Source organism: Halomonas sp. KHS3, from assembly GCF_000830495.1.
In the GTDB taxonomy this organism is placed as follows: domain Bacteria; phylum Pseudomonadota; class Gammaproteobacteria; order Pseudomonadales; family Halomonadaceae; genus Vreelandella; species Vreelandella titanicae.
Map to the genome: position 1 here is coordinate 102,033 of NZ_JWHY01000006.1, position 22,753 is coordinate 124,785.

Consider the following 22,753-nt stretch of genomic DNA (forward strand, 5'->3'; position numbering starts at 1 on the left):
TTGAGGTGACTTCACAGGCTAGCGGGGAAAACAGTGTCGGGAATATATCCCCATTGGGGTATATCGGCTGCGCGAAAGGCCTCCTATGGTGGATCTCCTTAACCCAACAAACACAACAGGAGACACGCCATGCAAGTGTCCATTGATGGCCAGCGATTGTGGTCAAGTTTAATGGCCATGGCAGAGATCGGCGCTACCACCAACGGCGGCAGCAACCGCTTGGCACTGACCCCCGAAGATACCGCCGGTCGGCAGCAGTTGATCGAGTGGTGCGCCGATATTGGCTGCCATGTTCGCAGTGATGCCGTGGGGAACCTTTTTTTCCGCCGCCCCGGTACACGTGACGACCTTGAGCCCGCCGCTGTCGGCAGCCACCTGGATACACAGCCCAAAGGCGGTCGTTTCGACGGCGTGCTGGGGGTTCTCGCGGGTCTGGAAGTGTTTCGCACCCTACACGACCAGCAAATCGTTACCGAACGACCTCTGGAACTGATCGTTTGGACGAACGAGGAAGGCAGCCGTTTTGCCCCCGCGATGATGGCTTCCGGCACCTATGCGGGGGTGTTTACGGTGGATGAGACCCTGGCTCGGCAGGACGAAAAAGGGATCAGTTTTGGACAGGCCCTTGAGGAGACAGGCATGAAGGGCAGCCTGCCCATTGGCGAGCCTCGGTTAGCCAGTTTTCTGGAACTGCATATCGAACAGGGGCCGGTACTTGAAGAGGAGGGCTTAGATATCGGTGTGGTCACCGGTGTGCAAGGGATGCGCTGGTTTGACCTGACGATTGAAGGCAGCGCTGCCCATGCGGGCACCACCCCCATGGCATATCGTCACGACGCCCTGGCCGCTGCCGCCCGGCTCATTGATCGGCTATACGCCATCGCCGCCACCGACACCAGCGGTGACAGCAAGGTGACCTTTGGCTGCCTGGAGATCGATACGCCTTCTCGCAACGTGATTCCTGCCCGGGTCACCCTGACTGTCGACCTTCGTCATGTGCACGACGATCAGCTAGACACGCTGGAGGCCCGCTTCTATAGCGAGCTGGATGCCTTGGTAGAGACCTTTGGTGTCGTGGTAACGCCGCAACGCCTCTGGAACTCCCCGGTGGTGGCATTTAACGACCAATGCATTGCATCCATCGAACAGGCCACAAAGGCACGCGGCATCGCTTACCGCCGAATGCTCAGTGGGGCGGGCCATGATGCGGTTTATGTAGCACGGGAGGCACCCACCGCGATGATCTTTATTCCCTGCCGCGATGGCATTAGCCATAACGAAGCCGAGTACGCAACGCCGGAGCAATGTGCACTTGGCACCCAAGTGCTTTGCGACGCGCTACTGCACAACGCTAACGATCTTGAGGTTACCCAATGAGTACAACTGCCCCAACGAACCAGGCCGAGTGGCAATCACTGGCAGACACACTCTCCTTTGAAACCCGCGCCTATATCAACGACACCTTTGTCGATGCACAGCGTGGAGCTACACTCACCACGGTGAACCCAGCCACCGGCGAGGTGTTAGCCAAGGTCGCCAGCTGTGATGACGCTGATGCCGAGCTCGCTACCCGCGCAGCTCGGCAGGCCTTTGATCAGGGAGAGTGGTCGCGCCGCGCGCCCGGTCAGCGCAAAACCACGCTGCTTGACCTGGCGGCGTTAATGCAGGCCCATAGGCACGAGCTTGCCCTGTTGGACACTCTGGATATGGGGAAACCGATTACCAGTGCGCTGGGAGATATTGACGGCGCCATCGGCTGCCTGCGCTATACCGCCGAAAGTATCGATAAGCTCTACGGTGAGGTGGCCCCGACGGGAGACCAACACCTGGGCTTGATCGTGCGCGAGCCACTCGGGGTGGTGGTATCCATCGTCCCCTGGAACTTCCCACTCATGATGACCGCCTGGAAGATTGCACCGGCATTGGCGGCAGGTAACAGCGTTATTCTCAAACCGTCAGAAAAATCGCCGTTATCGGCGCTACGCCTTGCCCAACTAAGCCAACAAGCGGGCCTGCCCGCCGGGGTGTTTCAAGTACTCCCCGGCTATGGCCATACCGTGGGTAAAGCGCTAGCCCTGTCGATGGAGGTCGACTGCCTCTCCTTTACCGGCTCCACTCCCGTGGGCAAACAGCTTATGCAGTACGCAGGCCAATCCAATTTGAAACGCGTTTATCTGGAGTGCGGTGGCAAAAGCCCCAACATCATCTTTGCCGACTGCAAAAATCTAGACGCCGCAGCTCAGCACGCGGCCGCGGCGATTTTTCATAACCAAGGTGAAGTCTGTATCGCTGGCTCGCGGCTATTGGTGGAAAACAGCATTCGCCACGCTTTCGTCGAGAAAGTGGTGGACGCTGCGGCTGCCATGCAACCAGGCGATCCACTCGACCCGCAAAGCTTTATGGGGGCGATGGTGGATGACACTCAATACCAACGAGTGCTTGATTATATCCGTCAGGGGCAGGAAGAGGGCGCCACGCTACGCTCGGGCGGGCAGCCGTTAGATGGCCCTGGACTCTTTATTCCCCCTACCGTGTTTGACGATGTCACCCCAGCCATGACGATAGGTCGCGAAGAGATCTTCGGGCCGGTGCTGTCTGTCTTTGGCTTCGATACCGAAGAAGAGGCCTTGGCACTTGCCAACGACAGCGACTACGGCTTGGCTGCCGCCGTCTGGAGCCAGGACATTGATCGTATTATGCGCGTCTCACGCAAGCTGCACTCCGGGCAAGTCTACGTTAACAACTGGGCAGGCCCGGACATGACAGTGCCGTTCGGTGGGGTTAAGCAATCCGGTAATGGGCGGGATAAATCGCTTCACTCGCTTGACGAGTATACCGAGATCAAAACCATCTGGATGGCGCTACAAACCTAGCACCTTAGCCTCTCAACTGCCGGGAAATGAGGGCCACGTGTTCAAGAAATAGCTGGAACAACTGCGATTGACTGGAGACATCCAGACGCTGGTAAATATGCTTGCGGTGTACCTTCACAGTGCCATCGCTGATATCCAGTTCCCGGGCCGCCGATTTGGTGGAGTGCCCTGCGAGCAACAGACGAACGATTTCCTGTTCACGTGCCGTTAAAACCTCTCGGCCAAAGCTTACGAAGGCAGCTTCCACCGGGGCGTCCTTTTCCAAGGTCGGCTGGAAGAGGACGCCCTGCCATTTCCAGAACTCCATCAACAAGGTTTCGATCATCGGCACCACATTCTTCAACACCTGCAATGCACGTCGTTTCAAGGGAGCTTCTGCCTGAAAGCCCAGCGATACCACCATCAAGACATCATCCCCCACACGTGCGAAGAGACCCACCTCATCCGCCAATCCTAACGCGCGATAATAGTGAGCATAGTAATCACTGGATTCAAAACGATCAGGGGCTAGCTCCCGCAACCGGTGCACACCGCTATCCAGGCCACCACTCATGGCGGTAAAAAAAGGATCCAATAAATACGCACCGCTGAGGTAGCGATCTATCGCTTGAGGGCGATTTTCAGACGGGTAATCGTCGTGAATCAGTAGTGGTCTGTGACGCCCTTTGTAGGTATTGATCAGAATCGTATCGAAACCGGTTAGCGCGCGCAGCACTTGCTCCAGACGAACGGGGAAATCGCGCTGTCCCGATGAGCGTACCAAGCTCGCCATATGCCGATGCCAAGCTGCACTTCCCGCACTTGCCAGAAAGGTACTATCGATATCATCGGTTGTTGAGCAGTATTTCATGAGTAGCGCTTCATTAGGTTGTTTGACAAAACAATACTGCCTTGCGCGAACACGGTAAACTCAGGCAAGACAATTGACTCATTACGGCTCGTGATTACTTTGTGTTGAGCCTCTTGGATAAACGCTGCTAGGCTATTGATTCTTTCGTTTGAACATACAGGTAATGAATGCTTGCTTCGCTATTAGCGCTGCTGGTGTCTCTACTGCTCGTCGGCCTTGCCGCCACGACTGGGTGCGCGCTTTCGGCCTGATGGTTGGTTCCGCGAACTAAGTAAGCCAAGCTGGACACCACCGAATATCGCTTTCCCCATCGCTTGGGGCATACTGTATTTGTTGATGGCTATCGTCGCTTGGCGTATTTATATGGCGGATGACTCAGTATGGCGCTCAGCAAGCTTAGCGGCTTACGCGCTGCAGCTTATGGTCAATGCCGCGTGGTCGTGGCTGTTCTTTGGGCGTAAACAAACTGTCGTCGGCTAAATAAAGCCTGAGCGCTGATTAAAAAAAGGATTCTGAGAGTATGGATCGCACCACTACTATAATAGTACTCGCCTTCGCATCGCTGGTATTAGGCGCAATGGCAACAGCGATATTTATATATGTCATTGTGCCCTGGCGCCGCCGACGACGGCGCGCAGCGAAAGCGAAAGCCGCTGCGCCTCGTCCGGTACAAGCAGACAACTCTGAAAAAGCTCAAGAACCTGACACCCCTGCACCCTCAAAGCAAACTAAAAAAGTGAAGCAGCATTCGCTTTTTATAATCTTTGATCAACCCAGTGAAGATTCAGACGAGCGCCTTACCCAGTGGCTGCGGGAGAAAGACGCTCACTACGACGCGCTTAAGAAGATATTTTTAATCGACGGCCAACAGCCTTCCAACCCAGTCACTATCGCCAACGCCTTTCCACCGGGGGAAATGCCTGACCTGCTGCGCGGGGAAACTCATGAGCCCATCAAGGGTATTAGCTTATTAGTGAAACCACCGCTACGTAAGCGACGTAATCAACAAATGCATGTCTACGTAGAACTCGCCAAAGAGATGCAGACGGTGTTTAGCGGCAAAATGCTCAATGACGAGCGCGAACTCGCCACCGACAGCACCTTTGAGCAAATTATCGGCGAATAGATTTACAGAGCTATTCTTACAAAGAACCATGCTGAAAAAACAGCGTTAGACGACTCCCTGGCTGCGCAGGTAGTCATCGTAGCTGCCGCTGAAATCGACAATGCCTTCCGGCTGCATATCAATAATGCGCGTGGCCAGTGACGAGACGAACTCACGGTCGTGGCTCACAAACATCAGCGTGCCGGGGTAGTTCTCCAGGGCCAGGTTCAACGCCTCGATAGACTCCATATCCAGGTGGTTAGTCGGCTCATCCATCAGCATTACGTTGGGCTGAGTAAGGATTAACTTACCAAACAGCATGCGCCCCTGCTCGCCACCGGAAATGACCTTCACCGATTTTCCAATATCGTCGCTGGAAAACAGCATCCGCCCCAGAGCACCGCGAACCACCTGCTCGCCACCTTGAGTCCATGCTGACATCCACTCAAACAACGTGGCATCGACGGCAAAGTCGTCGCTGTGATCCTGAGCAAAAACCCCCACTTCAGCGGCTTCGGTCCACTTCACTTCGCCCGCGTCCGGGTGTAACTCGCCCGCCAGGGTTTTCAGCAGCGTGGTTTTGCCGATGCCGTTGGGGCCGATAATAGCAATGCGCTCACCGGCTTCCACGGTCATGGAAAGACGCTCGAACAGCGGCTTGTCGCCCTCATAGCTCTTGGTAATGCCGTCCACGTTGACGGCATTACGGTGGATTTTCTTCGCCTGATCAAAGCGGATAAAGGGGCTTACGCGGCTGGAAGGCTTGATATCTTCCAGCTTGATTTTATCAATTTGACGCGCTCTAGACGTAGCCTGCTTAGCCTTCGAGGCGTTAGCGGAGAAGCGGCTCACGAACTGCTGCAGTTCGGCAATCTGGGCCTTTTTCTTGGCGTTATCCGAGTGCTGACGCTCGCGAACGGCGGTGGCGGCGGTCATGTAATCATCGTAGTTACCCGGGAACAGGGTGATTTCACCGTAATCCAGATCCGCCATATGGGTACAAACGCTGTTCAGGAAGTGGCGGTCGTGGGAGATGATGATCATGGTGCTGCTGCGCGCTTTAAGAATATCTTCCAGCCAGCGGATGGTGTTGATATCCAGGTGGTTGGTCAGCTCATCCAGCAACAGTACATCCGGGTCAGCGAATAGCGCCTGGGCGAGCAGCACGCGCAGCTTCCAGCCGGGAGAAACTTCGCTCATCGGGCCCGTGTGTTGCTCAATGGGAATGCCCAGACCTAGCAGCAGTTCGCCTGCGCGGGGCTCGGCGGTGTAGCCGTCCAGCTCGGCGAAGCGCACTTCCAGGTCAGCGACGGCCATGCCGTCCTCTTCGCTCATCTCTGCCAGGGAGTAAATGCGTTCACGCTCAGCGGCGACCGACCAGAGCTCTACATTGCCCATGATGACGGTATCGATCACCCGCTCGTTTTCAAACGCAAACTGATCCTGACGCAGCTTACCCAGCCGTGTACTGCTATCCAGCATCACCTGGCCGGAAGTGGGCTCCAAATCGCCACCGAGAATTTTCATAAAGGTGGATTTGCCGCAGCCGTTCGCGCCAATCAGGCCGTAACGGTTGCCGTTATTGAATTTAACGGAGACATTTTCAAACAGGGGCTTGGCCCCAAACTGCATGGTGATATTGGCGGTAGCGATCACAAAAGGAGCCCTGGTTAGCGCATTGTCAGTAACGACGACAGCTTACAACGAATAGAAAGGCTCGCGATTCTACGCGCTATTAGGCGTGTATTCACCCATCAAACCCTAGTGGCGTCAGGCGATTGCCGGGATATCGAGTAGAAAGCGTTCATCATCAAGCGCTTGGCGCAGCCGCGAGTGCAATATATCAACGATCCCTTGATGCTCCCCCACCAGCTTCGTCGTGGTAACGGAAAGCCCTGGATACTGCTGTTCAGCCGCTGCACAAATCTCGGCAATATCGCCGCCCTCCCCGGCGTGGCGCCCCGGCGAAAGAAACAGCATCGCCAGGATCACCGAGCCTATCTTAAACTCGGGTAGCGCCAGCAAGTTTTCCAGCAGTGGCTCATTAAAGCGGTACTCATCGCCCTCGCGCCGCTCCATGGAGGCAGCGGCAACACACGCTACGTCATCGGCTAGCAGCACGCTAAGCTGCCCCGCCAGGCGGTTGCGTACGGCGGTAACCTCAGGAATCGGGCTGCCGTGATCCACCAGCGCCACATGCGGTTTAGTACCTGGGCGAAGCTTGTCGCGCACGTTATCGGCCAGCAGATGGGCTAAACGCAGGTCGTTATCGCCGAACTCATCCACTAAGGGCTGGGCTACCCGCACCTTAACGTGGGGAAAGCGCTCCTGCAGCATGGCCATGCGCTCGGGTAGATAACCCGTCAGCGCTTTGCTGGGGCCAAAAAAGAACGGCAGCACGATAACCTCCGTTGCCCCCTGCTCGGCACTGCGTTCAGCGGCGGGGCCAAGGGTAGTGGCGGGAATGCCTCCCACCTCATCCGCAGGAATCTTATTGGAGTGCAGCAGCGAGGCCGCCTGCACGGTTTCGCCTACAAGCCCGCTAAGCGAAGCCGCCACGCGGCGTAAATTCAGCGTTGCCTGCGCTCGTAGCGAGCCGTTATCCACCAGAAAAATCGCGCGCATGGCTGCCTCCAGTCGTGGTCTTGGCAATCGTGTGGGTGATCAACCGTGACATGTTAAGATGGTGGTTTTACACCGTCGTTGGCCCCCATGTTACTTGAAAAATGTGCCTTAAAAACGCTGCCTGATACCGATGCTTGATACCACTGCACTTAACCAGCAAAGAAACTTCTTCGAAGGCCATGCGGCGATATGGCTATTCGGCTACGGCTCACTGATTTGGAAGGCTGACTTTGCCTACCTGGAGCGCCGCCCGGCGTATATACACGGCTGGGAGCGGCGATTTTGGCAGGGCTCCCATGATCACCGCGGCACGCCTGAAGCGCCTGGGCGGGTGGCAACGCTGATCCGCGCCAAAGATTCGATTTGCCACGGCATGGCCTACCGCATTGCCCCGGAAGTGCTCGCGCCGTTGGATGTGCGGGAGAAGAACGGCTATTTGCGGGAAAAAGTACCGCTGACGTTTATGGACGAGAAAGGCAACGGAACCGAACAGAGCGAAGGGCTTATTTATCTGGCCAGCGATGACAATCCGGCCTTTTTGGGCGACGCGCCGCTTGATGAGATCGCCCAGCAAATTGCCAACGCCCATGGGCCCAGCGGCCCCAACCGCGACTACTTGGTCAACCTCGCCGTGGCGCTGCGGGAACTAGGCGCCAAAGATGCCCATATCTTTGCTCTGGAACAACAGCTGAGCCAATTTTAACATTACCAGTAGCGCGGATAACGGCGGTGACGGGCAAGGTTATTGACCAATATGGCGATTACCAGCATCACTATACTGCCCGCTCCGATTGGCAAAAGAGGATACCACCACCCCAGTTGATGAACGCTGGCACCCCCGCCTACCGCAATCAGAGCCGCCGCGGCTCCTGGTGGGTGAACCGTATGGGTTAGCTGCATACCCAGCACCGACAGTGATACGGCCAGAGCCATTGAGAGGGGGGTCGCTCCCAGCAGTTGGTAGCAAGCAACGCCAATACCCGCGGAGAGCACGCTGCCAAAGAGTACATGGCTGGGCTGGGCAAAAGGGCTTTCAGGTGCTGCGTAGATGAGCACCGAGGTTGCGCCGAAGGAGCCTACGATGAGCAGTTGTTGTGACAGCCACGCCGAGCTTAACCAGCAAATGACCGCCATACCGGTAAAGGCCCCGACCCATGACCAAAAAGCATCCTGCCAGCCTACCCGGGCACGCTTGACTGGCTGCCCCCGCATCTTGCCAAGATAAGTTTTCATTACACTCGCTTTGCACAAAATGAGTGCAAATGATGCCAAAATGCACCAAATAAGCAAATGACAATCTATCATGCCCCTGATGAAACTGACTCAAGGGCAACGCGATTGCTCATCATCAGTGTATGGGGTGTTAACCAAGGAGAGAAACGGGGGCATTATTTTATGACATTTTTTATAAACAATACCCGAGCTCGTTCGTCATACTATATAGAGGGATCAAACAGCTTAACTTTGCGTATATCGACCTGCTCCCAGACACGCTCAGTCATATAAGGCTCTTGCGCCAGCCAAGCCTCTAAATCTTCTCGAGTAGCAAATCTGAAATGTGCATTTGAACCGATCATTTTACCTTCATCGTTCAGCACTACCCCACCACTTACGAAATTACCCGACCGATAGAGATTACGCAGTCCTTCCAGGTGCAGCTCGCGACAAGCCAGGCGGCGGTTTAAGGCCCCCTCATCGGTGTAATCATAGGCGATCAACGCAAACTGCTTCATCTACTCCTCCTCTCAGTGTGTCTACATCATCAACCACGAAAGAATAAACAGCCCCAATACGGTACGTACAATACCGCCGATTATCGAGCCTCGCAGAAAAGCGCGCAAACCGCCCCACAGAATCAGCAGCCCAATCACTAAGACAGCAATGCTGAAAAAGGAATCACTGATTCCCAGCGAACGCGTCAGGCCATCGATGAAATCGCCGAACGCACCGAAGAAGTTGGTGAAAATGCCCAGCAGAAACTCCACCACCACGCGGATGGCTTCACCGATAGTTTCGCCAATTTCGTCAAAAAAGCCGTTTGTCTGCATCGCGTTTGCTTGCATCGATAGTACCCGTGACTGAGAAGGATAAGCGGCATTGTCGGTTAAATACGCTGACTGAGCAAAGCAGGATCCATCCCTCCCCCTCTTCGCCTTCCGTTTTTAGCGACTTTTCCGTCCAGCAACTACTCCGTCCAGCAACTATGCTCTCATAAACGCTCCAAAATATATGAGCCGTAAAACGTTCGTTTAAACAATCACCCTTATCGTCGTTACGCGCTAGGTGCCTGCCATGAACCATCATTACCCCCTGGCCGATCAACTCCAAGCTAGCACTCACCAGGTAGAAAACCAGCCGCCACCGCTGGAAAGCTACAATAGCTACACAGCTGATCGCGTTCTTCAGGAAGGCGTTAACCGTGAAAGCGGGTCTGACGACGATGCCCCACTCAAGACGTTTGGCCAGTGGGCGGGCTCTGCTGAGGCGATTGCCTTGGGGGTTGAGGCCAACCGTTACTCCCCCCAGTTAGTGACCCACGACCAGCAAGGCCATCGGGTCGATTTGATCGAGTTTCATCCCGCCTATCATCAGCTTATGCAAACGGCGATAGAGCACGGCTTGCATGCTAGCCCCTGGCGAACCCCTCGGCCCGGTGCGCATGTTTATCGGGCCGCCAACTACTTTTTACAGGCCCAGGTAGAAGCGGGCCACGGCTGTCCGATTACCATGACCTTTGCAGCCCTGCCCGCACTGCGCCATCAACCCAGCCTGCTTGAGAGCTGGGGCGATAAAATCACCGCCCCACATTACGACCCGCGCAACGTCCCCTATTTCGAGAAACAGGGCCTCACTCTGGGCATGGCAATGACCGAAAAGCAGGGCGGCTCCGATGTGCGTTTGAACACCACCCGCGCCTACCCGATTGATCAAGGCGGGCCGGGGGAAGCTTTTGAGCTGGTGGGGCATAAATGGTTTGTCTCCGCGCCAATGTGCGATGCATTTCTGGTACTCGCCCAGGCGCCCAGTGGCTTGAGCTGTTTCTTGCTGCCACGCTGGCGGCCCGACGGCAGTAAGAACCCGCTTCATATACAGCAGCTAAAACGTAAAATGGGCAATGTATCGAATGCTTCCAGCGAGACCGAGCTGCGGGGCGCCTTTGCCTGGATGGTGGGCGATGAAGGCCGCGGCGTGCGCACCATCATCGAGATGGTCGCCATGACCCGCTACGACTGCATGATTGGTTCAGCTGCCGGAATGCGCCAAGCCACCGCCCAGGCCATTCACCACGCCTCTCATCGGCATGCCTTTGGGGCGCGGCTCAGCGAACAGCCGCTGATGCAGAACGTACTCGCTGACTTGGCCATTGAGAGCGAAGCCGCCACCACCTTAATGCTGCGTATGGCCCGCGCCATGGATCATCAGGACAACGAGCATGAGCGCCTGCTTTCGCGAATCGCCACCCCTGTGGGCAAGTACTGGATATGTAAACGCACGCCCCACCACGCATACGAGGCAATGGAGGTGATTGGTGGAAGCGGCGTCATGGAGACCCACATAATGGCGCGCCTGTTTCGCGAGTCGCCCATCAACGCCATTTGGGAAGGCAGCGGAAATGTGCAGTGCTTGGATATCCTGCGCGCGATTGAAAAACAGCCCGAAGTACTCGACGCCTACTTCGCCGAACTCGGCCTTTCACAGGGCGCCAATGGGCATCTTGACCGTTTTATCCACCAATTACAGCGGCAGATGCAGGATACTCAAACGCTCCAGTACCGCGCCCGCCAGTTGGCGGACGGCATGGCCCTAGCGTTACAGGGCGCCCTGCTGGTTCAGCACGCCCCCGCTTATGTGGCCGATGCATTCTGCGCTGGTCGCCTTGCCGACCGCAGTGGCCTCAATACAGGCACGCTACCCACCGGGCTGGATTGCGCGGCAATCATCCAGCGTGCCCGGCCCGTGGAATAAAACCCTTGGAGTGAGTCCTTGGAATAAGCGTTCACGACTATGGTCGTCTTCCATGCTAAAACTGATCGCGTAAAACTAATCACATTAAAAAACTATTTACATTAAAAGCCAGCAACAACGTGATAGTGGGAGAGCTTGGTGCATCACTCGTCGATGACGCCAGCGCCGAAGGAGCAACAGCCCCGGAAACTCTCAGGCAACCGGACCGCTATTACCTTAACTTTCCGAAGAGCGGCTGATGACTGCGTCACTCAGCCCACCGAAGGAGCAAGCGCACCCAACGGATGCGTGAATCTCTCAGGTTCCATGACGGAAGGGGTACGCCAACAGCTACGCCGTTAGGTGGTATTCCCGACGCTCATACAACCTGGAGAGAGTTATGCAACGTATTGCCGTTATCGGTGGTGGTATCACCGGCATTACCAGCGCCTACGCCCTGGCCAAACGTGGCTATGACGTCACCGTCTTTGAAAAGCATCGTTACGCCGCCATGGAGACCTCATTCGCCAACGGCGGTCAGCTCTCGGCCTCCAACGCCGAAGTGTGGAACCACTGGCCAACCGTGATCAAGGGCCTGCGCTGGATGCTCAGAAACGACGCCCCGCTACTGGTTAATCCCCGCCCAAGCTGGCACAAGCTCAGTTGGTTTGGCGAATTTATCGCCTCGATACCCCGCTACGCTGCCAACACCACAGAGACCACGCGGCTGGCCATTGCGGCCAGAGAGCACCTGTTTCAGTGGGCAAAAGACGAGCAGATCGGCTTTGACCTCAAGCAGAAAGGCATTCTGCATATATACCGCGACAAAGCGGGTTATGACCACGCCGCCAAGGTCTCCAAGCTGCTCAGCAAAGGCGGCCTGGAGCGCCGAGCAGTCACCCCTGACGAGATGCGCACCATCGAACCGACGATGGCGGGCAACTACTACGGCGGCTTCTATACCGAAAGCGACGCCACCGGCGATATTCATAAGTTTACCCACGGCTTGGCTCAAGCCGCCGAGCGCCGCGGCGTAACGCTTAAATATGGTCACAGCGTCCAGGATATCGGCGCCGATCAACAGCACGCCTGGATCACCGCCACGCTTGAAGGCGAGGCTGACGGTGACCCGGTGCGCGAAACCTTTGATAGTGTGGTGGTATGCGCCGGGGTGGGCAGCCGTGCTCTGGCTGCCAAGCTAGGCGATCGGGTCAATATCTACCCGGTCAAAGGCTACTCGATCACCGTGCAGCTCGATGACGCTGCCTCCCAACAGGCAGCGCCCACCGTTAGCCTGCTCGATGATGAGACCAAGTTAGTGACCAGCCGCCTGGGCGATGACCGCTTCCGTATTGCGGGCACCGCTGAGTTTAACGGCTATAACCGCGATATCCGCGACAACCGTATCCGCCCGCTAATCCGCTGGGTGGAAGAGTGCTTCCCCGGCGTCAGCACTCGCCGCGTAGTACCTTGGGCAGGCCTGCGCCCGATGCTCCCTAACATGCTGCCCAAAGTCGGCCGCGGAAAATTACCCACAGTGTTTTACAACACCGGTCACGGCCACCTGGGCTGGACCCTCTCTGCCATCACCGCGGATATGCTCGCAGATGCGGTAGAGGATAAAAACGCCCACTCTCAGCAAGCCACCCAACCGCTAATCTAATCCCAACCGTGACATGTCCGGGCAGGCTTCCGGTAAGATATAAAACACTCCACCACAGGCGTGTTTTATGCTTAACCAACGTGCATTAACCTACCTCAATGAAGTGATTCGCCGCGGCTCGCTCAGGCGTGCCGCGGCCCACCTGAATGTCGATGCTTCTGCCGTTAGCCGCCAACTAAAAGCACTAGAAGAAGAGTTGGATACCCAGCTATGCGAGCGGCACGGAAGAGGGATGCGCGCAACCGCAGCGGGCCAGCTACTGGTGCACCATTTTCATGCCCAGCGGGCTTCAGAAGAAGCGGTGCTCTCCCAGCTAATGGCACTTCAAAGCCTAACGAAAGGGGAAGTTCGTATTGCCGTGGGAGAAGGGTTTATCGCTGACCTGATCGCCGCACCGTTAGGCACTTTTATGTCAGCGTTTTCCGGTATCAATGTCGAAATTCGCATGGCGGGTGTCAACGAAGCGATGTCGTTACTCAAAGATCGTGAAGTGGATATAGCGCTACTTTATGCACCGCCGGTAGACCCGCAACTTTTCTGCCACGTGGAAACGCGCCAGCCGCTCGATGTGATTGTGCCCCCCAATCACCCACTAAGTGATCTTAACCGCCCGGTAACCCTGCATGACTTAAAGGGGTGGCCCCTGGCGTTAATGGACAATCCTTTTGGTATGCGGCAAATGGTCAATATGGTGGCCCACCAGGAGCGCATTCATCTTGAAGCACGCCTGCACACCAACTCTGTTTCGGTGTTAAAGAATTTCGTCCGCTCAGGCATCGGCGTTACGTTTATGCCCGAACTCACCGTAGCGGATGAGATTGAGCGCGGTGAGATCTTCACACTACCCATGCAGTACCCGGTGATGAACGGTACGCGGGCACAAATTGTTAGCCTGAAAGGGCAGGAACTCCCGGTCGCCTCAATCACTTGCATCGATCATTTGCACAAAGGCATGCGCTTTTTCTCCGCCGATGCACCACGACTGTTGCAATAAAAGCCACAGTTTAGGTATTGCATAGTCAACACCTCAATACATAGTCTTCTAGTAAGCACTCCTTATAAATCCAATAACGCGCCCTTAGCGCCTCATAGCTCACGACAATAAACCAGGAGACTTACGATGTTTACTCAGCACTTTTCACCCAAACGACTCATCTCGGCTTGCCTGATTGGCTCTGCCATGATGGCAGGAAACACTCTTGCAGCCACCACCATTAATCTGAGTTACAACGGTGCCCCAGATCCCGAAAAGAATGCTGTCCACGTCTTTGCAGAGAACCTTAAAACGTTGGTAGACGAAAAAACTGACGGTGAGATACAGCTTGAGCTCTACCCGAATAGCATGCTGGGTGATGAAGAGGAGCGCATGGAACAAACCATGAATACGCCCATGCTCAACGTGGCGTCATTTGCAGGCGTCTCTCCTCTCGTTGATGAGATCTTCGTCAGCGCTATTCCGTTTCTGTTCGACGACTTTGCGGCGGCGCGTAGCTTCTTCGATGAAGGAGAGTATTGGCAGGAAGTCAGCAATGCTCTGCAGGAGCGTGCCGGTATCGATATGCTGGCGGTCGTCGAAGAGGGGGGCTTCCTGGCATTCACCAACAATGAACGGCCTATCAGCCACCCGGACGACTTCGAAGGGCTGCGTTTCCGGGCCATGGATCCCAGCCAGGTAGCCCTCTATGAATCCTTCGGTGCCTCCGGTACTCCCATTCCCTGGACAGAGACCTACATGGGACTGCGTACAGGAGTGGCCGACGGCCAGATGAACCCGCCGATGTATATCATCCTGGGCAGCCTCTACGAAGTGCAGGACTACCTGACCCTAGCCAATATCCAATACTCCGATCAGTTCCTGGTGGGCAATAGCGACATGATCGCAGGTTGGGACGATGAGCTTCGCAGCACCTTTATGGAGGCCGTCTCCGAAGCTAATCACAATGCCCGTGAGCACAACGAGGAACAGGTTGAGGCACGTATCGCCTACCTGGAAGAGCAAGGAATGGAAGTGATTCGCCCTTCTGAAGAGGAGCTCACCGCTTTCCGCGACATTGGCCAGCCCGCCTATCTTGAGTGGCTCGAAGAACGTGATATCGAGCAACGCTGGATCGATATGGCCCTGGAAGATGCAGGCATGAGCGAACTGCTCGACTAACGGCTGTTAACAACAGGGGCTGGTACCTTACCGGCCCCCTAATTTCCAGTACTTAATATCCCAGTACTGAATGTTCTAGTGCTTAACGTTTCTGTGCTTCCTGGAAGGCTGCCATGTTTAATACGCTTCGATCCCGTCTACTGGCGATCAGCCGCCCGGTGTCCCTAACCCTGGCGGGCGCGCTGCTATGCCTCAATGTTGCGGCCATATTGTATGGGGTGTTTGCCCGCTACATCGCCGGTGGTGCCCCTATTTGGACAGATGAGATATCGCGATTTTTGATTATCGCCACCGTGATGCTCGCGGCTGGCACCGTCTGGTCGGAAGGGGGTCACATGCGCGTTGGTCTGTTGGAGAAGCTACTGCCACCCCCTCTCGCGCGTTTGCTGAACGTGTACCAGTGGCTGCTCACCCTGCTGATTGCAGCGGGGGGTGCCTGGGTCAGCTATCGCTATGCACTCTCGGTCAGCATGTTTACCACCTCAGGGCTTGGCATTAGCCGCACGGTGCCCCTCCTCTCGCTACCCGTTGGCTTTTTATTACTGGCTTGGCATGCGCTTCTCTATGGCCCCGCGCCACTTAAAACTGTCGAGGACACCTTATGATTGTGACTATGTTGGCGGTTTTCCTCGGCCACGTTTTGCTTGGGCTTCCTCTGTTCATCGCACTGCTGACCACGGCGATAGTAGGCTTTCTGTTTGTCGACCCCTCGATGATTCCACGTATGCTGCCCCAGCAATTCTTTGGCGGTATCAATGTGTTCTCCTTGATGGCTATTCCGTTATTCATCTTCGCTGGCAACCTGATGAACGTCAGCGGCTTAACCGAGCGCCTGATGGGGTTCGCCCGCCTGATAGTGGGGCACTTGCGGGGCGGTATGGGCCACGTCAACGTGGTGTCGAGCGTGTTCTTCGCAGGAGTCAATGGCTCAGCGGTGGCGGATACCTCGGCACTGGGGTCGCTGTTAGTACCTGCCATGGAGAAGGAGGGCTACTCAAGGGCTTTTGCCGCTGGGTTGACTGCCGGTAGCTCGCTGATCGGCCCGATTATTCCACCCAGTATCTTTATGATCCTCTACGCCTCACTGACCAACACCTCAGTAGGCGATCTATTTCTGGCGGGCGTAGTACCAGGTCTGCTGCTGGGGGTTGCCTTTATGGGCATGAACGCTTGGTATGCCTGGCGCCACCGATTACCCAAAAGTGGCCAGTTGCCCTCAATCGGCCAACTTGGCATAGCCTTCGCGGCCGCTCTGCCCGCGCTTATCGCTCCCTTTATTATTGTTGCTGGCATCGTGCTGGGCTTTGTGACGCCTACAGAATCGGGCGCGTTGACAGCGCTGTATGTGGCCTTATGTGGCTTTGTGCTGGGAGGGTTACGCTTTAAAGAGTGCTGGCAAGCCATCCTTGATACGGCACGCTTAACCTCGGCGATTTTTCTCATCATGGCGGCCTCGGCGACGATTAGCTGGCTGCTCTCCTATGCGCAAGTACCTGCGCAGTTTGTATCCCTGCTATCACCCTACGTGGACAATAGCGTGGTTATTTTATTGCTGCTTAGTGCGATCACCTTCATCACGGGCATGTTTATGGAGGAGGTGTCGGCATTGATGCTACTGACGCCGATCTTTGCGCCGGTGGCTATGATGGCGGGTATAGACCCCATTCATCTGGGCGTCATCATCACACTGAACATTACCATTGCATTGATCACGCCACCGCTGGGCGCCTGTGTGTTCGTGGCCGCCGCGGTTAGTCGGCTTGAGATAGTGTCGCTATTCAGAACCATTTGGCCCTTTGTACTGACGGCAATTGCGGTGCTTATTCTACTCATCCTTTTTCCATCGCTGACGCTGTGGCTGCCTACTCAGTTTTGACAACCAGTTTTAATAACCAGCTTGGATAACACTCTGCTTGGATAACATAATGCCTTTGAGAACACTATTGAAGGCCTTGCCGCCTATACCCAGCCATTCAGCGCCCTGCTGGGAACAGCTGCGCCGCGCGCCTATTGAAGATAACGGCGAGCGCCTGGTACCGATGAGCCTCGCCCCGGCACCGGTCAGCGTGTTCCCCGCCTATGCTCGGCTGGGTATTCCGGGTGCGGTGCCGGAGTGTTTCGTTCGTGAGGGGGTTTATCGGGCGCTACTCGCTGCGGCACGTAGCTTACCCGAGGGTATCGGGTTGATCGTACTGGATGGCTGGCGGCCATGGCGGGTGCAGCAGTACTTGTTTGATACCCTGCATGAAGCCATCCACCACCACCATCCAGATCTCAGCGAAGCGGAGCTATTGGAGCGTACAAGAGAATTCGTATCGGTACCCAGCCGCGATCCTTTAGCCCCCAGCCCGCACCTCACCGGCGGCGCCGTCGATGTCACGCTTTGTGATGCCGATGGCCTGCCACTGGATATGGGCACCTTGTTTGATGAAGCGCTCCCCGCCTCCCATAGCGACTATTTCGAAAAGCTGGAAATGCTTACCCCGCAGCAATATAAGGCGCGGGATAACCGCCGCCTGCTCTATCACACCCTGCAGCAGCAAGGCTTCACCAACCTGCCCAGCGAGTGGTGGCACTTTGATTACGGCGATCAATTATGGGCCTACTACGGGCCGCATGATCATGCACAGTACGGCCCGGCAGAGCTGGATACCATAGAGAACCGCTGGCGCAGGCAGTTGGGGTAATGATCTAGCCAGCGCCAGATTCAGTGTGCTCACACCGCAGGCGCTTCAAGTTCCAGAAAGCGCCGTACTCGGTCGGTTTTAGGGTTCTCAAAGAACTCGCTGGGGTGGGATTTTTCAATGATGATGCCTTTGTCGAGAAAGACCACTTGATCGGAGACTGCCCGGGCAAACTCCATTTCGTGGGTCACCAGCACCATGGTGTAGCCTTCTTTGGAGAGGTCTTTGATCACCCCAAGCACTTCCCCCACCAGCTCTGGGTCGAGGGCTGAAGTGGGCTCATCGAACAGCATCACCTTAGGCTGCATGGCGAGTGCCCGCGCAATCGCTACCCGCTGTTTCTGACCACCAGAGAGTGTGTAGGGATATTGTTCACGCTTGTCGGCCATGCCGACTTTTTCGAGCAGCGCCATGGCCCGCTCGTCAGCCTCGGTTTTGCTTAGCCCCTGAACATGAATAGGCGCCTCGGTGACATTGCGCAGCACGCTTAAATGAGGCCAGAGGTTAAAGCCTTGGAACACCATGCCCAAGCGCGCGCGCATGCCTGCCAGCTCACGGCGCGACATGTGTTTTCCAGTGTCACTCACGCCGATGCGATCACCAGCAATACGGATGTCGCCCCGGTCGGGTTGCTCAAGCCAGTTAATGCAGCGTAGCAGGGTAGATTTACCCGAACCCGATGAGCCCAAAATACTCACCACTTCGCCGGGCTGAACTTCCAGCGATACATCCCGCAGCACTTCGGTGCCATCGAAGCTTTTGGAAAGGTTACGAATACTAACAGCGGCGGTCTCAGGCATTTTCGAATCCTCGCTTGGCGCCAAAACGGCCAATCATTTTGATAAATAGTTCTAAACCAATACTGATCAGCCAGTAGAAGCCGATCACCACGATGAACGCCTCCATGGGAATGAAGTAGGTGCTCGACAGGCTGCTCGCCGCCGCGGTGAGTTCGCGCACGGTGATGATCACCAGAAAGGCGGTGTCTTTGAGTAGGATAATCAACTGATTACCCAATAAGCCGCGGGTTTTCAAAATCAGCTGCGGCAAGATAATGCGCATAAACATTTGGGGCTGCGAGAACCCTTGGGCGATTGCTGCCTCTACCTGCCCTTGGGCGAAGGTAGCGCGGCAGCCGCGCAGAATCTCCGCGAAGTATGCGCCATGGTAGATCACCAGGGCGATAATTCCGGCCGTCCAGGCACTCATGCGGATGCCTGCACTAGGTAAGCCGTAATACAGCAGGTAGGCCAGGATCAAAAATGGCAGCATACGCATGCCATCGATAAAAATCCGCAGCGGAACCTTTAACCGTGGGCGGGAACCCTCCAATAAAAACACCATGGCGCTGCCCATTAAAAAAGCCAAGACAGCGGATAAACCAAATAGCTTTAAGGTGTTATAAAAACCACTTAAAAACACATCGTAAGATGACCAAAGAATTTCCCAGTTGCTCATAGAGACTCCCTAAACGACCACCTTAAACGGCCAGCCGGCTGGCTTTACGCTCAGCCACACGTTGAAACCACACCAACAGACTGATAATCAGCATATACAGCGCCGCAGCCGCTAAAATGGGTGGCAGTGGGTCGTAGGTAACCGCCGAAATACGGTTGGTCACACGGGTCAGGTCGACGACGCCGATGACCGCAATAGCGGGGCTGCCTTTAATCAGAAATGACATTTCATTCACCAAACCCGGCAGGCTGGTAATGGTGATTTGTGGCAGCATAATACGGCGGAAATAGACCCACGGTGTCATACCGATGGCCAGGGCCGCTTCACGCTGCTCTTTGGAGAAGTTGTTAAAGGCAGAGCGCCAGATTTCAGCGTTAAAAGCAGTGGTATTGAGGGTTAACGCGATAATACCGGCCACATTGCGGTTGAGGTTAACGCCCATGGTCGGCGCGGTTAAGAAGATAAACAGCACCAGCGTCACCAGCGGCGTTGCCCGCGCCAAGCTAATGTAGACGCCTAGCAATTGATGCAAAACGGGAATTTTGGCCACCCTAAGCAATGCAATCAAAAGCCCCATTACCACACCGATGGCAATGGAGATGCCGGATATCCAAAGCGTTGTCCAGGCGCCCTGGATGAGAAGCCCCCATGCGCTACTGTCCATGCTCACCCCCTAATTCGCGATAAGAAAACCACCGCCCAGGCTGGGCGGCAGGCGAATGTGATGGCTTACATACCGGCCATTTCGTGGAACTCTTCCACTGAGGTGATAGGGGTTGTCGGCAGGTCATCAAAGGACTCGCCAAACCACTTTTCCTGCAGCTCGGCCAGGCGGCCAGAATCACGCAGGTGGCTCATAAAGTCGGTGATATAGGCCAGCAGTTGTGGGCTGTCTTTAGGCATCGGCCAGGCAACATAGCCAGGACCGGAGACCGCTTGACCGGCTTCAAATACGTCAGGGCGCTCACTGATCAGGTCATTCACCGGCACGATGGAGTTGATAACGTAGTCAACACGGCCATTGGCAAGATCAGCGTAGATTTCTGGATAGGCTTCATACTGCATGACGTCGCCCAGCTCGCCACCGCTTTCTTCCAGCATGACCTCAAGCTCTGGCAGGCGCGATAGCAGTGCACTACCCGCCTGAACGCCCAGCGTCATACCGCTTAAATCTTCGATGCTGTTGATACGGTCATCGCCCGCCCGCTTAATGTAAAAGTGCTGAGCCGAGGCAAACGGCGGCGCGTAGTTAAACACCCGCAGGCGTTCGTCGGTCACCGACGCGCCGGTAAGCGCCATGTTGTATTGGCCCGATGAAACCGAGGCCAGAAGCCCCGTCCAAGGCAAAATATCCTGGCGGATCTCGAAGTCAGCGTATTCCTCCAGTTCAATCAATATATCTTTGATAAAGCCATCGGGGTCGCTGCCACTCATAAAGTTGAACGGTGCGTAGTTATCTTCGGTGGCCACGCTCATATAGCCACGGCTCTCTATTTCATCTAAATCCGCAGCGGAAACGGTCAGTGACGCACTTAAAGCAAGCGCGCCGATGCTTATTGCGGAGGCTAAGGCAGCTATTTTTTTCATCGTCTGATATCCCCTAGGTTTTCAAAAATACGCTTTTAAAAAATAGGTTTTAGAAAAAGCAGTCAAAACATCGCTCGCCTTTGCGTTTGCAGTGGGTCTGCAAACAGTTGGGCGATATGCAGAAGCTGACTTCACCCTAGATTTTTATCCTCTCTGCGATTAGAGCCAGTTAGCGCAAATTAAAAGGACAGTTACCGATAGCCACTGCCAACAACAGAGCTGGCACGAAAGATGCTTTGTTTAAGGAGAGATGCTTGAGTGAATGGGCTAGACGGCCAGGGTTTTAAAGAGGAGATGTGCATGACATCACTGTGTCTTGAGGTCGACCCTAACGCTGGCGCCTGCCTGCAAGAACAACTACGCAAAACGCTGCTGGAAGCGATTCGTATGGGCAGTTTACCCAGCGAGGACGCGCTGCCCTCCTGCCGCAAGCTTTCACAACAGCTGGGTATTTCGCGTAATACGGTGGCGATTGTTTACGAAAAGCTGGTCGAGGATGGCTATTTAATAAGTCGCCCTCGTAGCGGCTACTATTTACACCCTGATTATAGCGACCCCCAATCAACGCTTAGTTCATCACTAACAGCGTTAACCGAAACCAATAACGGCGCAATAAGCGCACCAAACTGGCACAAACGCATTGCTCAGCGCCCTACTAACTACCAAGGCATTCTCAAACCCGGTAATTGGTCGGAATATGCCTATCCGTTTATTTACGGCCAGCTAGATACGCGACTTTTTCCGTTAGCCCAGTGGCGCGATGTCTCTCGGCGTTTACTCAGCTCACAGCGCGATAAACCCTGGTTGCGCGATCGTATTGACCAGGACGACCCGCTCCTGATTGAGCAATTGCGCAAACGTATTTTGCCGCGCCGAGGTATTTTTGCTCGCTCAGAAGAGATTCTGATCACCATGGGGACGCAAAATGCACTCTATTTGATTGCCCAGTTGCTCTGCCATCGGGGCACCCGCGTGGCCCTGGAATCTCCCGGTTACCGCGAAGCAATGAATGTGTTTGCCCAGCGCGGTGCCTGCCTGCAGTTGCAAACCGTGGATACGGAAGGCATGCGTCTTGAGGGGTCTCAGCAGTGTGACTATCTGTACGTCATGCCCAGTCATCAGGTGCCCACGGGCGTGACCATGAGCCGCGAGCGGCGCGAGGCGTTGCTGGCACAGCTACCCCATCGCGACCAAATCGTGATTGAGGATGACTACGACGCCGAGATTCATGGCGACCAGTTCGCGCTGCCAGCCCTCAAAGCCAGCGCGCAGAGCGCGCGAATTATCTACATGGGCAGCTTATCCAAAGCGCTCTCGCCTGGGCTGCGCATGGGTTATGTCGTGGCCGATGCTGAAGTGATTGACGAGCTGCGAGCGCTGCGCCGCATGATGTACCGTCACCCACCCGCCGCGTTACAGCACCAGCTGGCACAGTTTATTTCTCAAGGCTATTACGAACGCTACCTAAAGCTCCATGTGGAGGAGATCGACCGGCGGCGCGACACGATGCGGCTCGCTATTGACCAGGCATTGCCCGGCTGCCTCAGCCACAGCAGCAGTCGCTCCAGCGCCTTCTGGATGGAAGCGGATGCGGGCATCGATACTCAGCGGCTAGCCTGGCATGCCGCCCAGCGGGGTGTGCTGATTGAACCCGGCTTCCAGCACTTCTTCGATGCCGCCCCGCCGCGGCGCTTTTTCCGGCTAGGGTTTGGCGCCATCGAGAGGGAGCGTATCGACCCAGGCATACAGCGCCTGGGCCTCGCCTACGATAACGCCCTGAGTACTTTAACAACGGGCACTTAAAACGG

General features: G+C 55.6%; 23 protein-coding genes and 1 riboswitch. Of the genes, 13 read left to right on the forward strand and 10 right to left on the reverse strand.

Features of this window, described 5'->3' with window-relative positions; translation table 11 throughout:
• Window positions 1-129: 129 nt before the first annotated feature.
• Window positions 130-1,377, forward strand: coding sequence for a M20 family metallo-hydrolase (locus RO22_RS15350; protein WP_041158728.1), 1,248 nt, complete (start codon window positions 130-132; stop codon window positions 1,375-1,377).
• On the forward strand, window positions 1,374-2,873 hold the full coding sequence (locus tag RO22_RS15355; protein ID WP_041158729.1) for an aldehyde dehydrogenase: 1,500 nt from the start codon (window positions 1,374-1,376) through the stop codon (window positions 2,871-2,873). Before RO22_RS15350 ends, RO22_RS15355 begins: the two co-directional genes overlap by 4 nt.
• Window positions 2,874-2,877: 4 nt before the next feature.
• On the opposite strand, the gene RO22_RS15360 is transcribed toward RO22_RS15355, so the two are convergent.
• On the reverse strand, window positions 2,878-3,723 hold the full coding sequence (locus RO22_RS15360; RefSeq protein ID WP_022521658.1) for a helix-turn-helix transcriptional regulator: 846 nt from the start codon (window positions 3,721-3,723) through the stop codon (window positions 2,878-2,880).
• 216 nt (window positions 3,724-3,939) lie between these two features.
• On the opposite strand from RO22_RS15360, the gene RO22_RS15365 reads away from it, so the two are divergent.
• Together RO22_RS15365 and RO22_RS15370 are read left to right on the forward strand one after the other, a co-directional pair.
• Entirely contained in the window at window positions 3,940-4,203 is a 264-nt protein-coding gene (locus tag RO22_RS15365) for a TspO/MBR family protein (protein WP_235270518.1), read from the forward strand.
• Window positions 4,204-4,243: 40 nt separating this feature from the next.
• Entirely contained in the window at window positions 4,244-4,849 is a 606-nt protein-coding gene (locus tag RO22_RS15370; protein ID WP_041158730.1) for a cell division protein ZipA C-terminal FtsZ-binding domain-containing protein, read from the forward strand.
• 45 nt (window positions 4,850-4,894) lie between these two features.
• Here the strand turns inward: RO22_RS15370 and RO22_RS15375 are convergent, their stop codons facing one another.
• Both RO22_RS15375 and RO22_RS15380 read right to left on the reverse strand, forming a co-directional pair.
• Entirely contained in the window at window positions 4,895-6,484 is a 1,590-nt protein-coding gene (locus RO22_RS15375) for an ABC-F family ATPase (protein ID WP_041158731.1), read from the reverse strand.
• A 114-nt stretch (window positions 6,485-6,598) separates the two neighbouring features.
• The gene (locus tag RO22_RS15380) at window positions 6,599-7,453 is read right to left on the reverse strand and encodes a sirohydrochlorin chelatase (RefSeq protein ID WP_041158732.1); all 855 of its coding nucleotides are present in this window, start codon (window positions 7,451-7,453) and stop codon (window positions 6,599-6,601) included.
• 130 nt (window positions 7,454-7,583) lie between these two features.
• Here RO22_RS15380 and RO22_RS15385 point away from each other — a divergent pair, with 130 nt between their 5' ends.
• Window positions 7,584-8,156 carry a gamma-glutamylcyclotransferase gene (locus tag RO22_RS15385; protein ID WP_009285951.1) on the forward strand — a complete coding sequence of 191 codons (573 nt, stop codon included), beginning with the start codon at window positions 7,584-7,586 and terminating at the stop codon, window positions 8,154-8,156.
• A gap of 2 nt (window positions 8,157-8,158) precedes the next feature.
• On the opposite strand, the gene RO22_RS15390 is transcribed toward RO22_RS15385, so the two are convergent.
• The 3 genes from RO22_RS15390 to RO22_RS15400 all read right to left on the reverse strand — a co-directional run bounded on the left by RO22_RS15390 (window position 8,159) and on the right by RO22_RS15400 (window position 9,501).
• Window positions 8,159-8,686 (reverse strand): HPP family protein, encoded by a 528-nt coding sequence (locus tag RO22_RS15390; RefSeq protein WP_022521653.1) that lies wholly within the window; start codon window positions 8,684-8,686, stop codon window positions 8,159-8,161.
• 203 nt (window positions 8,687-8,889) lie between these two features.
• Window positions 8,890-9,186, reverse strand: a complete 297-nt coding sequence (locus RO22_RS15395) for a YciI family protein (RefSeq protein WP_041158733.1) — start codon at window positions 9,184-9,186, stop codon at window positions 8,890-8,892.
• Between the two features lie 21 nt (window positions 9,187-9,207).
• On the reverse strand, window positions 9,208-9,501 hold the full coding sequence (locus RO22_RS15400; RefSeq protein WP_027957100.1) for a hypothetical protein: 294 nt from the start codon (window positions 9,499-9,501) through the stop codon (window positions 9,208-9,210).
• Window positions 9,502-9,745: 244 nt separating this feature from the next.
• Between RO22_RS15400 and RO22_RS15405 the strand changes: the two genes are divergently transcribed.
• From RO22_RS15405 to RO22_RS15435, 7 genes are all read left to right on the forward strand, one after another.
• Window positions 9,746-11,419, forward strand: coding sequence for an isovaleryl-CoA dehydrogenase (locus tag RO22_RS15405; RefSeq protein ID WP_041158734.1), 1,674 nt, complete (start codon window positions 9,746-9,748; stop codon window positions 11,417-11,419).
• A gap of 116 nt (window positions 11,420-11,535) precedes the next feature.
• A riboswitch (glycine riboswitch) is annotated at window positions 11,536-11,637 on the forward strand.
• 161 nt (window positions 11,638-11,798) lie between these two features.
• Window positions 11,799-13,061 carry a D-amino acid dehydrogenase gene (locus RO22_RS15410; protein WP_027957102.1) on the forward strand — a complete coding sequence of 421 codons (1,263 nt, stop codon included), beginning with the start codon at window positions 11,799-11,801 and terminating at the stop codon, window positions 13,059-13,061.
• A 67-nt stretch (window positions 13,062-13,128) separates the two neighbouring features.
• On the forward strand, window positions 13,129-14,055 hold the full coding sequence (locus RO22_RS15415; RefSeq protein ID WP_009285954.1) for a LysR family transcriptional regulator: 927 nt from the start codon (window positions 13,129-13,131) through the stop codon (window positions 14,053-14,055).
• 126 nt (window positions 14,056-14,181) lie between these two features.
• A complete protein-coding gene (dctP, locus tag RO22_RS15420; RefSeq protein WP_009285955.1) occupies window positions 14,182-15,216 on the forward strand; it encodes a TRAP transporter substrate-binding protein DctP in 1,035 nt (344 codons plus the stop codon).
• A 113-nt stretch (window positions 15,217-15,329) separates the two neighbouring features.
• On the forward strand, window positions 15,330-15,821 hold the full coding sequence (locus RO22_RS15425; RefSeq protein ID WP_051051763.1) for a TRAP transporter small permease: 492 nt from the start codon (window positions 15,330-15,332) through the stop codon (window positions 15,819-15,821).
• Window positions 15,818-17,092, forward strand: a complete 1,275-nt coding sequence (locus tag RO22_RS15430; protein ID WP_039857366.1) for a TRAP transporter large permease — start codon at window positions 15,818-15,820, stop codon at window positions 17,090-17,092. The genes RO22_RS15425 and RO22_RS15430 overlap by 4 nt, the downstream gene beginning before the upstream one ends.
• Window positions 17,093-17,141: 49 nt before the next feature.
• Window positions 17,142-17,903: a M15 family metallopeptidase gene (locus RO22_RS15435; RefSeq protein ID WP_200890260.1), complete on the forward strand. Its 762-nt coding sequence runs from the start codon at window positions 17,142-17,144 to the stop codon at window positions 17,901-17,903.
• A 29-nt stretch (window positions 17,904-17,932) separates the two neighbouring features.
• Here RO22_RS15435 and RO22_RS15440 read toward each other — a convergent pair whose 3' ends face one another.
• The 4 genes from RO22_RS15440 to RO22_RS15455 all read right to left on the reverse strand — a co-directional run bounded on the left by RO22_RS15440 (window position 17,933) and on the right by RO22_RS15455 (window position 20,945).
• Window positions 17,933-18,700 carry an amino acid ABC transporter ATP-binding protein gene (locus tag RO22_RS15440; RefSeq protein WP_041158735.1) on the reverse strand — a complete coding sequence of 256 codons (768 nt, stop codon included), beginning with the start codon at window positions 18,698-18,700 and terminating at the stop codon, window positions 17,933-17,935.
• The gene (locus RO22_RS15445) at window positions 18,693-19,358 is read right to left on the reverse strand and encodes an amino acid ABC transporter permease (protein WP_022521644.1); all 666 of its coding nucleotides are present in this window, start codon (window positions 19,356-19,358) and stop codon (window positions 18,693-18,695) included. Before RO22_RS15445 ends, RO22_RS15440 begins: the two co-directional genes overlap by 8 nt.
• A gap of 22 nt (window positions 19,359-19,380) precedes the next feature.
• Complete coding sequence (locus RO22_RS15450) at window positions 19,381-20,022, reverse strand: amino acid ABC transporter permease (protein ID WP_022521643.1); 642 nt, start codon at window positions 20,020-20,022, stop codon at window positions 19,381-19,383.
• Between the two features lie 65 nt (window positions 20,023-20,087).
• Window positions 20,088-20,945 carry a transporter substrate-binding domain-containing protein gene (locus RO22_RS15455; protein WP_041158736.1) on the reverse strand — a complete coding sequence of 286 codons (858 nt, stop codon included), beginning with the start codon at window positions 20,943-20,945 and terminating at the stop codon, window positions 20,088-20,090.
• A gap of 300 nt (window positions 20,946-21,245) precedes the next feature.
• On the opposite strand from RO22_RS15455, the gene RO22_RS15460 reads away from it, so the two are divergent.
• Complete coding sequence (locus tag RO22_RS15460) at window positions 21,246-22,748, forward strand: PLP-dependent aminotransferase family protein (RefSeq protein WP_041158804.1); 1,503 nt, start codon at window positions 21,246-21,248, stop codon at window positions 22,746-22,748.
• Window positions 22,749-22,753: the final 5 nt, after the last annotated feature.

What these genes read in the sequence shown, in the direction of transcription:
- RO22_RS15355 (WP_041158729.1), top strand. Translation starts at nt 1,374, where the DNA reads ATGAGTACAACTGCCCCAACGAACCAGGCCGAGTGGCAATCACTGGCA.
- RO22_RS15460 (WP_041158804.1), top strand. Translation starts at nt 21,246, where the DNA reads ATGACATCACTGTGTCTTGAGGTCGACCCTAACGCTGGCGCCTGCCTG.
- RO22_RS15455 (WP_041158736.1), bottom strand. Translation starts at nt 20,945, where the DNA reads ATGAAAAAAATAGCTGCCTTAGCCTCCGCAATAAGCATCGGCGCGCTT.
- RO22_RS15350 (WP_041158728.1), top strand. Translation starts at nt 130, where the DNA reads ATGCAAGTGTCCATTGATGGCCAGCGATTGTGGTCAAGTTTAATGGCC.
- RO22_RS15425 (WP_051051763.1), top strand. Translation starts at nt 15,330, where the DNA reads ATGTTTAATACGCTTCGATCCCGTCTACTGGCGATCAGCCGCCCGGTG.
- RO22_RS15445 (WP_022521644.1), bottom strand. Translation starts at nt 19,358, where the DNA reads ATGAGCAACTGGGAAATTCTTTGGTCATCTTACGATGTGTTTTTAAGT.
- RO22_RS15400 (WP_027957100.1), bottom strand. Translation starts at nt 9,501, where the DNA reads ATGCAGACAAACGGCTTTTTTGACGAAATTGGCGAAACTATCGGTGAA.
- RO22_RS15410 (WP_027957102.1), top strand. Translation starts at nt 11,799, where the DNA reads ATGCAACGTATTGCCGTTATCGGTGGTGGTATCACCGGCATTACCAGC.
- RO22_RS15380 (WP_041158732.1), bottom strand. Translation starts at nt 7,453, where the DNA reads ATGCGCGCGATTTTTCTGGTGGATAACGGCTCGCTACGAGCGCAGGCA.
- RO22_RS15390 (WP_022521653.1), bottom strand. Translation starts at nt 8,686, where the DNA reads ATGAAAACTTATCTTGGCAAGATGCGGGGGCAGCCAGTCAAGCGTGCC.
- RO22_RS15395 (WP_041158733.1), bottom strand. Translation starts at nt 9,186, where the DNA reads ATGAAGCAGTTTGCGTTGATCGCCTATGATTACACCGATGAGGGGGCC.
- RO22_RS15360 (WP_022521658.1), bottom strand. Translation starts at nt 3,723, where the DNA reads ATGAAATACTGCTCAACAACCGATGATATCGATAGTACCTTTCTGGCA.
- RO22_RS15385 (WP_009285951.1), top strand. Translation starts at nt 7,584, where the DNA reads ATGCTTGATACCACTGCACTTAACCAGCAAAGAAACTTCTTCGAAGGC.
- dctP (WP_009285955.1), top strand. Translation starts at nt 14,182, where the DNA reads ATGTTTACTCAGCACTTTTCACCCAAACGACTCATCTCGGCTTGCCTG.
- RO22_RS15435 (WP_200890260.1), top strand. Translation starts at nt 17,142, where the DNA reads ATGCCTTTGAGAACACTATTGAAGGCCTTGCCGCCTATACCCAGCCAT.
- RO22_RS15370 (WP_041158730.1), top strand. Translation starts at nt 4,244, where the DNA reads ATGGATCGCACCACTACTATAATAGTACTCGCCTTCGCATCGCTGGTA.
- RO22_RS15450 (WP_022521643.1), bottom strand. Translation starts at nt 20,022, where the DNA reads ATGGACAGTAGCGCATGGGGGCTTCTCATCCAGGGCGCCTGGACAACG.
- RO22_RS15415 (WP_009285954.1), top strand. Translation starts at nt 13,129, where the DNA reads ATGCTTAACCAACGTGCATTAACCTACCTCAATGAAGTGATTCGCCGC.
- RO22_RS15430 (WP_039857366.1), top strand. Translation starts at nt 15,818, where the DNA reads ATGATTGTGACTATGTTGGCGGTTTTCCTCGGCCACGTTTTGCTTGGG.
- RO22_RS15405 (WP_041158734.1), top strand. Translation starts at nt 9,746, where the DNA reads ATGAACCATCATTACCCCCTGGCCGATCAACTCCAAGCTAGCACTCAC.
- RO22_RS15440 (WP_041158735.1), bottom strand. Translation starts at nt 18,700, where the DNA reads ATGCCTGAGACCGCCGCTGTTAGTATTCGTAACCTTTCCAAAAGCTTC.